This is a genomic window from Tildeniella sp., assembly GCF_059505325.1.
In genome coordinates, this window is the sequence record NZ_JCACKI010000073.1 from 178,584 (window position 1) to 191,440 (window position 12,857).

The following is a 12,857-nucleotide window of genomic DNA, read 5'->3' on the forward strand; positions in this document are numbered from 1 at the left end:
CACAAGCTATTCTGTGTCGATCGGCATGCGCTTTTCCAAATCAAACTTGTACCGATGCGGCAGGATATGCAGTGTGGCATTGCAGAGCGCAAGAGGTTCATCCCGCAGCAGTTCATCAACGTTGTTGTGGGTGATGTTTGCCACATCAACGATAGTAATTGCGCCTTCGCCAATCACTTCTAGCTCTTTGCCGTTAATCGCAATTGCCGTGTTCTCGTCAATGCCAAAGCCCAGATGCACAGGCTGTTGGGCGATCGCAGATAGCAAGCGACCTAAGCGACCTCGTTGGGCAAAATGTTGATCAATGACGACACCGGGCAGAAAACCCATACCGCGATCCATGCGCACCACTTCCATGCGAGGATTGGTTTCCGATTCACCTTCAACAATCATCATGTCGGGCATCATGGCAGCTCCAGCGCTGGTGCCAGCAATGACGATGCCCTCAGCAAAACGTTTGTGCAGCAGGGCATCAAGTTCCGTATCTTTTAAACACTCGGTAATACGCGCTTGATTGCCACCTGTAAAAAAGACACCCGTTGCTGCCTGAGTTAACTCTAGTGCTCTAGGATCGCTGGCATCTTCTCGTCTAGCCGTATCAACCACCTTGACAGACTCAACGCCCAGTCGCTCAAACAAATTCAAATAGGTTTCGCCTACTTCACCGGGTAGCCCTGTTGCAACGGTCATCACCACAATGTGTGCTTGCAAACCGCCTGCCCGACGGACGAATTCGCGCAAGATGGTGCAATCACCCTCTTTATCTTCTGCACCACCAATAATCACCAATTGTCCGTGGGTTTCGGGGAGCGCTACACTCTCCTGTGCCTCTGCCGTATCGTCTGGTAATGCCGCTACAACTGACCCTTCAGCATCCTGTACTGCCATAGCCGTCTCCAACTCTCTGTAAAGTAGTCTTCTAGTAGAGCATAGCGATCGAGAGGCTGGTTACATCCGTTCGGTAGATTTTGATACAGAAACGCGTTACAACGCTTAGTTAAGTTCGCAAACAAACCGGATTGCGCTTCTCTGAGTGCGCGTTTGTTGCTTGGGCAAGATAAACTCTAGCGGCTGCGTTTTACTCTGCGAAGCACCGCCGCGTGTGTAACTCACTACTTTTGTCGTCGCAATTTTTCGTTCTGTGCAAACAACCGTTTCATACAGCATAGAGCGCACGATTCGGTTTTGGTCGGAGCTTCTACCGTAGTAATCGGTTCTGAGCCAGAACCGTCGAGACTCATTGTAGACCTCAACCGCTGCTGGGTCGATAAACGTAGCCGATCGACAGTTTGCCGCAACATTGACGGGTGGATTCGGTTGGCACTGCCCATCAATCAGTTCTTCTTCTGCCTTTACACCTTCCACGCATGGAATCAACGTCAGTGCGATGATTGGCAGCGGTACAAGCCGACGAAATGTTTTCAGCATTAATGCCCTACCTCTGGTGCGTAGTTTGTACACGTCAACTGCCGTACGTCGATCGCAGATCAGCGCCCTGTGCAGAGGTTTTACGAACAAAGAGACATGCCTGAAGTGAGACCGATACAACATAAGCAGGGTTCCCAACAGCAGGATCTGCATATGACGATCGCGTCAGAAATTTGTCTCTCGATCTTAGGTCGATCGCTGTATCAACTTAGTTAGAAAGGCACGGGCACCGCTTAGCGACAGATGCTTTGGTTTGCCTTGATGCACGATCTGATATTCGTCGGGGTATTCGCTATCACCATGACCAGAAATCAGGTGACGGTGAAAGGCATCCTCCGCCAGAGCATGGACTTCGGCTCTAAGGGGATCAACTGCTTCGCCCATTGTTGGCTCGTTTGTAAAAGGATTACTCATAAATGTCTTGTTCATAAGGTGATGACCTCTTCACAAGTGCAACACATTTGTAGCCACTATGTCGCTTTTTTTCACCCCCCAAAGGTGATATGTCTCTAGGTAGACGGCATCTCTTACTCTCTTTGTACAGCAGGTCGTAACCTCCGGTAGAGGAAAGTGTTGAAGCCATAAAGCTAAGCTCAACGATGCATAGAAATGGTACTTCGTCATGGTTTTAGATCAAAGCATTGATATGGTGCGTGTAAACGCCAGGACAACCGATGCGTTTGATATTTTCAATCTCAGGCATTATGGCGGTCCCAATTTCTACCTGCCGACAGCAGCGGCAGCGTTTGATTTTGCGCTGGTGCAGGAGAACCCGCCTCTACCGCTGGATGCTTATCTTGAAGTCATCGGCGATCGCTACCCGCATCTGCTGGATGAAACCCATGAATCCTACGCTCATCTGTTTGCCCGCACCGTTGCAGAAGTCAGCAAACTTGAAATGGACTTGCATCTAACGCAATGGAGTGTCAAACCTGGGGAAGTGCTTGCCAAAGTTGCAGTGCAGTCGCTACACGGTCGCACCAGTCGAGCGATCGTCTACTGCGTTTGGGACTGGTTTGAAGCAATCACCCGCGATCGACGCTTTTGGATTGAAGACCAGATCGAAGTTTTGCAAGGCTTCTTCCGTGATTCGGTCTATGGCGGTCCCACCGTTTACGCACTGCTCAAGACTGCCTACGAACTCGACATTCCCACGTTTTACCTGTGGGACGAACGGTTGATGCAGTACGGCTACGGTAGAAAGCAGGTACGAGGCATTGCCACCACATTTGATCACGACAGCCACATCGATTCAGACTTCACTACGGGCAAAGACGACTGCAAGGAATTTCTCCACACGCTTGGCTTTCCGATTCCCAGAGGGAGCATTGTCTATACGGTGGGTGAAGCAATTATGGCTGCGAAGCAAATTGGGTATCCTGTCGCAGTGAAGCCTGTCGTGGGTCACAAGGGTATTGGCGTGACCGCTGATGTTCAGAACGTGGATGATCTAGAGCTAGCGTTCGATCGCGCCGTTGAAGCCGTCCCGGATGATCAATCCACCCGCATCATTGTTGAACAAAGCATTGCGGGTAAGGACTATCGCTTGCTGTGTGTAAACGGCAAATTTGTCGCTGCAACAGAGCGCCGTCCTGCATCTGTAACAGGCGATGGAGACGCAACGATTCGTGAATTGATTGATCGCGAAAACCGCACCGCTGCCCGCGTGGACACTCCAACCTCACCTCTAGGCAAAATCCAGTGCGATGATGCGATGGAGCGCTACCTGGACGAACAGGGCTTGGCAATGGTGAGCGTGCTGGAACGCGATCGCACCATTTACCTGCGGAAAGTTGCCAACCTCTCAGCGGGTGGCTTGAGCATTGATGCGACTCGCCAAATTCACCCAGATAACATCATTCTGGCGCAGGACATCGCTCTGCACTTCCGTCTTACCTGCCTCGGCATTGATGTGGTTTGCCCTGATCTAGCAGCCTCGTGGAAAGACGGCAGCTTTGGCATTATTGAAATCAATGCGGCTCCGGGCATCAACATGCATCTCAAGCCCGCTGTGGGCGAAAGCGTCGATGTTCCCGCTCATATCTTGAAAACGTTCTTTGACACAGACAAAGCGGCACGCATTCCTACCATTAGCTTCAATCGCACCTCCGTCTCAGACCTGCAGGAAATCGTCGATCACATCCTGCTTCAGCACCCGCACTGGGTCATTGGTGCCGTTTGTCGTGATGGCGTTTTTGTTAACCGCTCTGAGAAAAGCCTGCATCCTGATTACAACACCAACGTGCAAAACCTGTTGCGTAACCCCAGGCTTGACCTACTGATCGCCGAGTATCGGGAAGAGGTGCTCGATCGCGACGGCATGTTTTACTACGGCAGCAACGTGGTTGTGTTGGACGATCCAACTGAGACCGAAATGATGCTAACCCGTGACGTATTCGACGACTCCACCGTTGTCGTCAAACAAAAAGACACCGTTTCGGTGCATCGGGATGGCTTAATTGAGCAATACAAACTCGGTGAAAACGAGCCGTTTAGCCGGGTGTATTTGAAGGAAGTTGCAACGATTTTGTAAGGAGAGGGGAGAGGGGAGAGGAGAGAGGAGTCAGACCGGATACAGACCCTTTTATCTGAACTTCGTCTCTCCAACCTGAGACTCTACCGAGTTTAAAGCTTGGCATGTGGCTGACTGACCAATATTCCATCGATCGCCTGCCCCACCCACGACTAAAGTGCATTGCTACTTCCAGCCTGGAACTTGGAACACCGAGCTTAAACCTCGCCACTTGCTGTTTAAAACAGAAACGCTTCCTTTCCTGCGGAACGCGATGCGAACGGAACGCTGCACGAAAATGTCCTGACCCGGAGCGATGCAAACTGAAGCAAGACCAGTGTTGTTTAGACCTGGAACGATCGCACTTGAAACAGGAACGATCGCACTTCAAGCAGAAAACTTGCTGTCTAGAACAGGAACGATCGCACTTAAAACAGAAACGATGCTGTTCAAAACAGAAACGATCGCACTTGAAACAGGAACGATCGCACTTCAAGCAGAAAACTTGCTGTCTGGAACAGCAACGATCGCACCTGAGACCAGAATGATGCCATTCAAAACAGGAACGATCGCACTCAAAGTAGAAATCCCTTCACTCAAAACAAGGTGGGTTCCACTTGAAAGCAGAAATTGTGTTTGAATCGTCTCCCATTACCAAAAAATAACGGATAATCTGGTTTCATACCGTTGCTGTTAGCCGCTTATGACTGGATTTGAGCCGCTCCTTCTCGAAGCCGCTAAAAGTTTGGCAGGGCTGGTGCTGAAAACTGCCTGGGAGATGGGCAATAAACCTATTGATGAGCCAATCAGGCAGCTTATTTTCAAGGCATCGCATCAGTACATCGAGAACTATAAGAAACGGCATGGCAACCTGAAGATTGTCTGCGTGCGGATGGATGCTCCGGTCAGGTTGGATAAGGTTTACACAGCAGTTCAGCTTTTAGAACGCTCTGATGTTCGTTATTTTGAGTCGGCTGAAACGCTGCAAGATCTGTTTCGCCAGAGTGGACGTGGGTTTGAGTTCAAAAGTACGGCTCGTCAGGATGGCATTGCGGTTGCCAATCAGTATCAGTACCTCATGGTGTTGGGTGGTCCCGGTGTAGGCAAGTCAACGTTCCTCCGCAAAGTGGGACTGGAAGCGCTGAAGCGGAAAAACGGCGCACTTCAGCATGAGTGTGTGCCTGTCTTTTTGAAGTTGCAGGACTTTAACTCGAAGGAGATCGCGATCGTCGATCTCATTGTCAAAGAATTTGAGACCTGTGGCTTCCCCGAACCCAAGAAATTTACTGATGCAGCACTGGAGAAAGGCAAGCTTCTAATTCTGCTAGATGGGCTAGATGAAGTGCCCACAGAGAATGTGGATTACGTCATTGCTGAGATTGGTAATCTGGTCGATCGTTACAGCAACAACCGTTTCATTGCCTCCTGCCGCATCGCTGCCTACAAAGGCGGCTTCCAGCGCTTCAAAGATCTGGCAATGGCAGCTTTCGACGATACCCAAATTGAAGAATTCATCCGCCACTGGTTTCGTTCCGAGCCAGAAATTGCCACCCAATGCTGGGACTTACTAAAACAGTCCGAGTCTGCTGCTGCCAAAGAACTAGCGCAAACGCCGCTACTGCTGACTTTACTTTGCGTGGTCTACGACGAATCGCAAGACTTCCCCAAAAATCGCGCTGCACTGTACGGCGAAGCCCTGGACGTGCTGCTGAAAAAGTGGTCAGCTGAGAAACGCCTGAAGCGCGACCCCATCTATCGTGAACTCAGCCCAGAATTGGAACAGCTATTGCTGGCGGACATTGCCCACACCACCTTTCTTGGCGATGAACTCTTCTTCTCGGAGAAGTCCGCCATCTTTCACATCCGCCACTTCTTGATGGACAACCTCAACGCCCCCAAGCATCTGGATGGCGAAGCGGTTTTAACCGCCATTGAAGTGCAGCAGGGCGTTTTGGTCGAACGAGCGAGAGACATCTACTCCTTCTCGCATCTAACCCTGCAAGAGTATCTGGTGGCAAAATACATCAACGAAGATTACCGTCGGGTCGAAAAATTAGTGGCAGACCACCTCACCGATGGACGCTGGCGAGAAGTGTTTCTGCTCGTTGCAGGGTTAATGGGTCGTGCCGATGATCTTTTGGAACGGATGCAAGCCCAAGCAGACATGTTCATCAACACAGAGAATCTCATTGCTTTAATTAACTGGGCAGACAAAGCAACCACCGGATCAAAAGGAGACTTCAAACCTACAGCCAAAAGAGTAGCGGCTATATCTCTCTATCTTGATCTTGACCCTGACCTTGACCTCAATCTTGCCAGTGAGCTTGCTCACAAACACGCTATCAGCCTTACCAGAGACTTTGACCTAAGCAACGTCCTCAAACTTGGCGTTCGTCCGCCAGCCCGTGCGTTTCATCTCTCTCGTCACATTGATCTCGCGCTTGATCTTGCTTTTAGATTTGAAGAAGCCAAAATTTTCAAAGATGTAGATTTTCCAGTGTTAACTGCCAGATTAAAAGAACTTCAGACAAAGGCTCCAAGTGATATTCAACCACCTCATATACGCATAGAATTTACCAGTCATATTTATCAAGCTTGGTTAGATGCCCTGCATCTTCAGAAAGAATGGGTTGCTTTTTCTGCACAGGAACTAAGAGCACTAGCAAATTACCTGTATACAAATGAACTCATGGTGCGGTGTAAGGAAGCAGCGGTGAGGGTGTCGCGGGAGAAGTGGGCGGGGATTGAAGAACGAATGTTGACGGTGAGGGAGGGGGAGTGAAGGTAACAGGTAAAAGTGTTTGAAAGGGATATTTTGTGAAGTTGCCAAATCGCGAGTTTGCAGTCATTGAACCGGAAAAACTGACAGATTACTTGCTTAACCTCAACCATCGTCGTGGTGGAACTAAAGCTCGTTTATTAGTACGCTTCGGTTACAGTGCGACCGCATGGCAACGGCTAGAGGCTGACATTCGCCTGTATCACGTAGAGGCTGATATTGAGACGGTTCGCGAAACGCCTTACGGTACTCGGTATCAAATCTTTGCCGCCTTGCAAACCCCTACAAACGAGTCTCTGTTTGTCAGAACCGTTTGGCAAGTTGACAACGGACAAACCTTTCCTCGCTTGATTACACTAGTTCCAGACTAGAACGGAGGCAGCATGGATTTTCAACTCTATACAGATGTCGTACTTCAAGTCGATGTACCCGAAGAAAGCCTCCGGGCAGGCGATATTGGTACAATCATCGATCGCCACGATGTCGCAGGGCTTGAACCAGGTTATAGCATTGAGTTTTTCGATATGCTCGGTCAAACCGTTGCTGTAGCGACGCTCTCTGGTAGTTTGCTGCGGGTGCCAACTCACAGCGATCGACCTGCTGTGCGATCAAGCGCTCTATCAGCGTGAAGGACGCTCGTTAAAATTTATAAAGTCACTGCTTTAGCTAGAATGCCTGAGTAGCGACCTTTCGATCTTAGCCATGACAAACCGTCTCCAAGCCGCGATCGCCGCCATTTCTCAATTGTCAGAATCAGAGCAGGATGCGATCGCAGCTTTGATTTTGGAGAAGATTAGCGCAACGAGTCGGAAGTCAGAGCATCAGCCGATCATTGCCAGCGACCAAATCACAGGACTGTTTGCTGACGAGCCGGAATTGTTGGAACAGGTCATGCAGTCGATTGGGCACGATCGCGAAGACGATCGCCAACAAAACTTTGGCTAGAACGCTTTTAGACACAGATATACTGTCAACCAAACTCACTATCAGCGCATTCAGTCACTTGGTTATGGGTTAAGGCTAGATAACTGGCGATCGTGATTCTCTGTACTACCTTTCACAGCCGGAACGCTAACTGATCAGGGGTGATGAGCATTGCTTACCCTACAGGCTGTAGGCTATTCTCTAAAAACCGCTGTATCATCTACACGTAATTACCTTTTACAGCGATTTTGTAGAGTTGAGAGTCTCCTGACACCACACCTATGCCAGCAAGGTTGTTAGTAAAACCCGACGATTGCTCCCCTTTAGGGCGGTTGATTCTTCAATACCTGGAAGCGCAAGGTATTAGCATGAACCGTCTGGCGGAGTTGTCTGGCATTCCTCAACCTCGGCTTCGAGGCGCTTGCTTTAAAGGCACCTGCCCAACCCCAGAAACCCTAAGAAAACTGGCTAGAGTGATTGGGAAGCATCATCTAGAGCTTTACACGCTGGCTTACGAAGGTCGGATTGAGAAAGTTCCAGAAGATTTAAACGACGACTCTCTCGATTTGATCATGCGAGAACTGTTTGAAGTTGCCCGAGAAGTCGGATTGGTTGCGCCTAAAACGCGCCCTTCTAAAGCTAAAATCCGCAAAGCACTGATGGAGTTGGGCTTCCGCCCGGAGAATGAAGAATCTGCTTAAAAGCGATCAGTCGCGTAGGGTCGGCGACTGCTGGCTGCGGTTGACTGTCATCTCAAACGTTTCAACAGCCTTAACTTTGAAGCCTGGAAAGAAGAGACGTAAACCCACCATCCTTTCCAGGCTTCAATTGTTTTAGCGTTCTGATGAACGAATTAGACTGATCGACACCAACTTAGCGACGACGAGGCACCAGCTTTTCGTAATCGACGTTGGTGGCTGAAAGACGCTGCGGTGCATTCACTTTTGGATTAATCGATCGCGCCATATCCAGGAACAGCGAGGGATTGCCCGCAGTCGGCTTCTTCTCAGCAGCCTTGTAACCTCGAACAGACGTTTGCCACACAAACTGCGGGAAACCAAGCTTGGCGCGATGGTATTCGTCGTAGCGAGGAGACTTGATGTTAAACGGCAGTTCACCTTCCGATCGACCGGGTAAAACTCGACGACGCTGGTAAGGCACGATGCTGTAACCAAAGGCTTCCAGGTATTCCTCGCTGTCTAGCAAGTCATCGACAAAGCCCTTGGAGCCTTTCGTTGCCACCACGATCGACCAGGCAATTTTTTCCCGCTCGTTGTAAACGTCACGACCCAGTACGCGCTGCACGGTCTGCTCAACAAACCGATAGTTGCTGTTGAGGTCATAGAAGCTGCGCTTATAGGTGTCAGACAGCAACAAGCCACGGATAAAGTCGCGTACTGTGATCTGACCACTGCGGAGTTGGGACTCCAGAAAACGCTCTCGATCGGCAGCAAACGCATGGAAGAAAATCTGACGATAGGCTGCTTCAATCAGCACATCCAGGTCTGACGGCGAGAGTATATTGTCGGTGGAAAAAACCCTGGGTTGCTCATCACCAGCAACTTCAAAACTAGCGACCCGCTGATTTTGACTTGAGGGATTATATTCTAGAAGAGGAAGTGCCACGCTTACAAAAGCTCCTATTCCTTACAAAAGCTTACAAATATGCTCATAATCATACGGGACAACGGAACCATTATTCGATTTAGTTTGATAAAAGTTAGCAAACCTTACATTGAGAGCAACCGGGTTTCTGTAGATTACCTGGATGTTCAGTAATCTCTACTGATGGAGAAACCCGTTTCTGTCAGACTCTGCCTAAGCCCTAACGCACTGCCAGTCTCCTCCATCGCCACGCCAGAATGCCAGCGGATCCTGGGTTGAGCGGTAAGGAGGATACGATCGCAGGTCAACCGCATTGCCCACATGATCAGGCGGAGGAGCGATGCCTAAGCCAAGACATAGATGCGTCAGCGATCGGGCAAAGGCTTCGTGATGCCCAGGAGAACCTGCATGGGCGTGGGCATACTCATGACTCACCAGCAATGACCAGTCTTCTGGTGCCAATTGTCCCACATCAATCAAAAGGGTAATGGGCTTAGTTTGCAAGTTGCACAAGCCATCCAAGCCAAAGGATTGAGCCAGGGGAGCAGCGAAAATTTGAATTTCAGGCTGCTCCCAGGGGTGAAAACAGGCATGGCACTCTAGAAGACACTCATTCAAAGCGCTGTTCACTGCCTCAATGTGCTCGCCAATCCAGGTGCAGATGGGAATGCGCTGCTCCAGATCATGCACTATAGCTACCATATCTGGCTCTAGCGACAGACTCCGAGCGCCATACAGGTAGTCCAACCCTCTGACAAGCGGATCGGTACTGGTCGTCATGTGCAAGTTTGCAGCCAACACGTTACCAGCCAAAGAAGGAAAAGGTTTTAGTGGCTTCACGATCGGTTTGAAGCGGTTCACCAGGCTGGCTGGAGCGATCAGCGTCATCGCCGTTAAGGTTGTCTGCAGGTGCTTCAACGCGAAATTCAGTACAGAAAGTAGCGGTGCTAAAGCCGCCAAACCGCTTCACTGTGCTAGTCCGCAGTCGCAGGCTAGAGTTAGCAAACCAGAAGCGTTCGGTGGAACTCATCGACTCGTACTCGGTCGTCAACACCAAACCATTGTCATCGTCGATGTGATACTGCCCAATGACAGGGACGATTTCTGCGTAGCCACGCTCTCGCAAAAGCCTGCCCTGTTGAGGTTGATCCGCATCAGGAACAAGGACGAAGACGGTAGACCCTTCATGGTTTTCATCGTTGCGATCCCATCCCATTGAGCCATGCCAGGAAACAAATGCGCCACCGATCGCCAAACTGGGGTCAACGTCATGCAGTTGGCAGATCTCAAGCACTTTGGGATCGCCAACTGCCAGCGTTTCGATATGAATTTCAGACTCACCCATTTCAGCGCGTTTGAACGCAAGATGATGCGTGGTACGCTGCGATCGCCACTGCCCTGTGCTCTGTTCAAAAAACTCCATTGCATTCATCAAAGCAAGCCAACTCCTAATCATTGAGCCGTTTGGGTGTGCCGCAACTCATCCATCATTTTGTGCAAGCTGGGTACCCTTTGTATGTTCCATTATAAATACCTGGCAGCCCTAAAACGATGCTGCCAAAACCGGGTGACCAGGCAACATTTGATTTGAGGCTTTACAAAACTGGCTCATTGTTAAACACAATTAACGTTTGTTGATACGGTGGGGTTGAGACAGAACTTTTATACTTGAGGAAAGGGTAAGAAGCACCGCCTGAGATTTTTTGAAGATGGAATTTGTTGGATGCCTAGTTCATCTTCTCGTCGATCGCCCCAACCTTCAAGCACCAAACCCAGGCAACACCGCTAGATTCACAGTATCGGTTTAACAATCAGGCATACAGTGATTGGCTAGGGCGATCGCCGTTAGAAAGCCGACGAAAATGAAATTACACTGTAAGGATGATAGTCCTCGTGCGGTCAGCGTGACTGACGTTCCTCATATTGAGGAAAATTGATGAAAAAAGTCATGTAGTGGGATTTTTTGCCGAAAAACGCCAGTTCAATCACGTCGGTGTAAGTGGTGCGATTACAAAACCGTTCAACTCACTGGATTTGCCAGAGCAAGTTGCCAAAATTTTGGACTGGTCATTGGAGCGATGAAAATCTTACTGGTTGATAATGACGAGTCCCTCAGCAAAATGATCGCCAAGAGCCTTGCCAATCATCACTACGTAGTCGATACCGTCAAAGATGGCGAAACGGGTTGGACGTATGGCTCAACGTTCGACTACGACTTGATCGTGCTCGATATGATGTTGCCCAAGTTAGATGGGATTAGTCTCTGCAAACGCTTTCGAGCAGAAGGCTGCACTACCCCTATTCTGCTGCTCACGGCTAAGGACACTAGCACAGCTAAAGTCAGTGGATTGGATGCGGGTGCCGATGACTGTGTGGTGAAACCATTTGATGTCGCAGAGTTGGGTGCCCGAATTCGAGCGTTACTCCGGCGCAGTCGCAGTAATCCCCTGCCGTTATTGAGCTGGGGTGATCTACTGTTAAACTCCAGCACGTGCGAAGTGACGTACAACGATCGCCGCCTCACGCTTACCACCAAGGAATATGAGCTACTAGAGCTGCTGTTGCAAGATAGTCAGCATGTTTTCAGCACCGACGAAATTCTCGGTCGGCTCTGGTCATCAGATGAATTTCCCTCAGAGGCGACGGTACGTTCCCATATTCGGCGGGTGCGTCATAAACTTTTGCTGGCGGGTGCGCCCTCAGATTGTATTGCAACGGTACATGGGCGCGGGTATTACCTGAAAGCCCCAGAGGGCGATCGTTCCCTTTTAGATACGTCCCCTCGATCGCACAGCGCCACTGATCTGCAAGCTCAATATCTGACGTTTCTCAATGAAACATGGGCTGCTGACAAACCGAAACTTCTGGTTCAATTGACTGTCTTTGCGTCGGCGATCGCAGCGATACAGCTAGATTCACTCGATTCTCAGCTATGCGAACAGGCTCGACACACAGCGCATAAACTAGCAGGCACGTTGGGCATTTTTGGGCTACACCAGGGTATGGCGTTAGCGCGTCAACTCGAACAGGCGTTCAGTAGTCAAGACGGTTGGCAATCCTATCAGGCTGTTTCGATCGCAGCATTGGTACAGCAGCTTCGGCAGGAAATTCAATACACAGAATCCATTCAGAGCCGACAAATTGCGGGGGCGGCTCAATCACTAGAGGTGCCGCTGATTCGCTGTGAAGCGGAGGCAGAAACGAAAGTCATGGTTGTTGATGAGGATCAAAATTGGTTGCGATCGCTGCCACAGTTGCTCAGTCCCTGGAACTTTAAGCTCACGACTCTAGCAGATCCTCACCAGTTCTGGACAGTGCTACAAGCGGTTGTGCCTGACGTGCTGGTTTTAGATGTTAATCTGCCGGAGACAAATGGCTTTGAACTCTGTCAGGCATTGCGACGCGATCCTCACTGGCAGCGTTTACCGGTCTTATTTTTGAGTGTGTTGAGCGATCGAGTCACCCAAAATCAAGCCTTTACCGTCGGTGCTGATGACTATTTGTGCAAGCCTGTGGTCGGAATTGATCTAGCCAATAGGATTCTCAATCGCCTTCAACGAGTGAGAGCGTGTCAAACCTGACCGCGATCAAAAACAGGCGATCGCTGAT

Annotated in this window: 15 protein-coding genes; 9 read left to right on the forward strand and 6 right to left on the reverse strand. The window is 49.9% G+C overall.

All coding sequences use genetic code 11. The features are described from left to right. Positions 1 to 6 precede the first annotated feature (6 nt). From AC5JO6_RS26830 to AC5JO6_RS26840, 3 genes are all read right to left on the reverse strand, one after another. A complete protein-coding gene (locus tag AC5JO6_RS26830; protein ID WP_496084099.1) occupies positions 7 to 888 on the reverse strand; it encodes a cyanophycinase in 882 nt (293 codons plus the stop codon). Between the two features lie 105 nt (positions 889 to 993). Then, complete coding sequence (locus tag AC5JO6_RS26835) at positions 994 to 1,428, reverse strand: surface-adhesin E family protein (RefSeq protein ID WP_496084100.1); 435 nt, start codon at positions 1,426 to 1,428, stop codon at positions 994 to 996. 186 nt (positions 1,429 to 1,614) lie between these two features. After that, positions 1,615 to 1,842 (reverse strand): hypothetical protein, encoded by a 228-nt coding sequence (locus AC5JO6_RS26840; RefSeq protein ID WP_496084101.1) that lies wholly within the window; start codon positions 1,840 to 1,842, stop codon positions 1,615 to 1,617. A 208-nt stretch (positions 1,843 to 2,050) separates the two neighbouring features. Between AC5JO6_RS26840 and AC5JO6_RS26845 the strand changes: the two genes are divergently transcribed. From AC5JO6_RS26845 to AC5JO6_RS26875, 7 genes are all read left to right on the forward strand, one after another. Next, positions 2,051 to 3,961, forward strand: a complete 1,911-nt coding sequence (locus AC5JO6_RS26845) for an ATP-binding protein (protein ID WP_496084102.1) — start codon at positions 2,051 to 2,053, stop codon at positions 3,959 to 3,961. 295 nt (positions 3,962 to 4,256) lie between these two features. After that, positions 4,257 to 4,580, forward strand: a complete 324-nt coding sequence (locus tag AC5JO6_RS26850; protein WP_496084103.1) for a hypothetical protein — start codon at positions 4,257 to 4,259, stop codon at positions 4,578 to 4,580. 63 nt (positions 4,581 to 4,643) lie between these two features. Further along, positions 4,644 to 6,722 (forward strand): NACHT domain-containing protein, encoded by a 2,079-nt coding sequence (locus tag AC5JO6_RS26855; RefSeq protein WP_496084104.1) that lies wholly within the window; start codon positions 4,644 to 4,646, stop codon positions 6,720 to 6,722. A gap of 35 nt (positions 6,723 to 6,757) precedes the next feature. Further along, positions 6,758 to 7,090, forward strand: a complete 333-nt coding sequence (locus AC5JO6_RS26860) for a DUF6883 domain-containing protein (RefSeq protein ID WP_496084105.1) — start codon at positions 6,758 to 6,760, stop codon at positions 7,088 to 7,090. A 12-nt stretch (positions 7,091 to 7,102) separates the two neighbouring features. Continuing rightward, positions 7,103 to 7,348 carry a DUF4926 domain-containing protein gene (locus tag AC5JO6_RS26865; RefSeq protein WP_496084106.1) on the forward strand — a complete coding sequence of 82 codons (246 nt, stop codon included), beginning with the start codon at positions 7,103 to 7,105 and terminating at the stop codon, positions 7,346 to 7,348. Between the two features lie 73 nt (positions 7,349 to 7,421). Next, positions 7,422 to 7,664 carry a hypothetical protein gene (locus tag AC5JO6_RS26870; protein ID WP_496084107.1) on the forward strand — a complete coding sequence of 81 codons (243 nt, stop codon included), beginning with the start codon at positions 7,422 to 7,424 and terminating at the stop codon, positions 7,662 to 7,664. Positions 7,665 to 7,924: 260 nt separating this feature from the next. Continuing rightward, positions 7,925 to 8,344 carry a helix-turn-helix domain-containing protein gene (locus AC5JO6_RS26875; protein WP_496084108.1) on the forward strand — a complete coding sequence of 140 codons (420 nt, stop codon included), beginning with the start codon at positions 7,925 to 7,927 and terminating at the stop codon, positions 8,342 to 8,344. 172 nt (positions 8,345 to 8,516) lie between these two features. On the opposite strand, the gene AC5JO6_RS26880 is transcribed toward AC5JO6_RS26875, so the two are convergent. The 3 genes from AC5JO6_RS26880 to AC5JO6_RS26890 all read right to left on the reverse strand — a co-directional run bounded on the left by AC5JO6_RS26880 (position 8,517) and on the right by AC5JO6_RS26890 (position 10,680). Then, positions 8,517 to 9,269: a phycobilisome rod-core linker polypeptide gene (locus AC5JO6_RS26880; RefSeq protein ID WP_496084109.1), complete on the reverse strand. Its 753-nt coding sequence runs from the start codon at positions 9,267 to 9,269 to the stop codon at positions 8,517 to 8,519. Positions 9,270 to 9,461: 192 nt separating this feature from the next. After that, on the reverse strand, positions 9,462 to 10,136 hold the full coding sequence (locus AC5JO6_RS26885) for a hypothetical protein (RefSeq protein WP_496084110.1): 675 nt from the start codon (positions 10,134 to 10,136) through the stop codon (positions 9,462 to 9,464). Next, on the reverse strand, positions 10,051 to 10,680 hold the full coding sequence (locus AC5JO6_RS26890; RefSeq protein WP_496084140.1) for a phycobiliprotein lyase: 630 nt from the start codon (positions 10,678 to 10,680) through the stop codon (positions 10,051 to 10,053). Before AC5JO6_RS26890 ends, AC5JO6_RS26885 begins: the two co-directional genes overlap by 86 nt. A gap of 521 nt (positions 10,681 to 11,201) precedes the next feature. Here AC5JO6_RS26890 and AC5JO6_RS26895 point away from each other — a divergent pair. Beyond that, positions 11,202 to 11,330: a hypothetical protein gene (locus AC5JO6_RS26895; RefSeq protein ID WP_496084111.1), complete on the forward strand. Its 129-nt coding sequence runs from the start codon at positions 11,202 to 11,204 to the stop codon at positions 11,328 to 11,330. After that, positions 11,327 to 12,829 carry a response regulator gene (locus AC5JO6_RS26900; RefSeq protein ID WP_496084112.1) on the forward strand — a complete coding sequence of 501 codons (1,503 nt, stop codon included), beginning with the start codon at positions 11,327 to 11,329 and terminating at the stop codon, positions 12,827 to 12,829. The genes AC5JO6_RS26895 and AC5JO6_RS26900 overlap by 4 nt, the downstream gene beginning before the upstream one ends. Positions 12,830 to 12,857 lie beyond the last annotated feature (28 nt).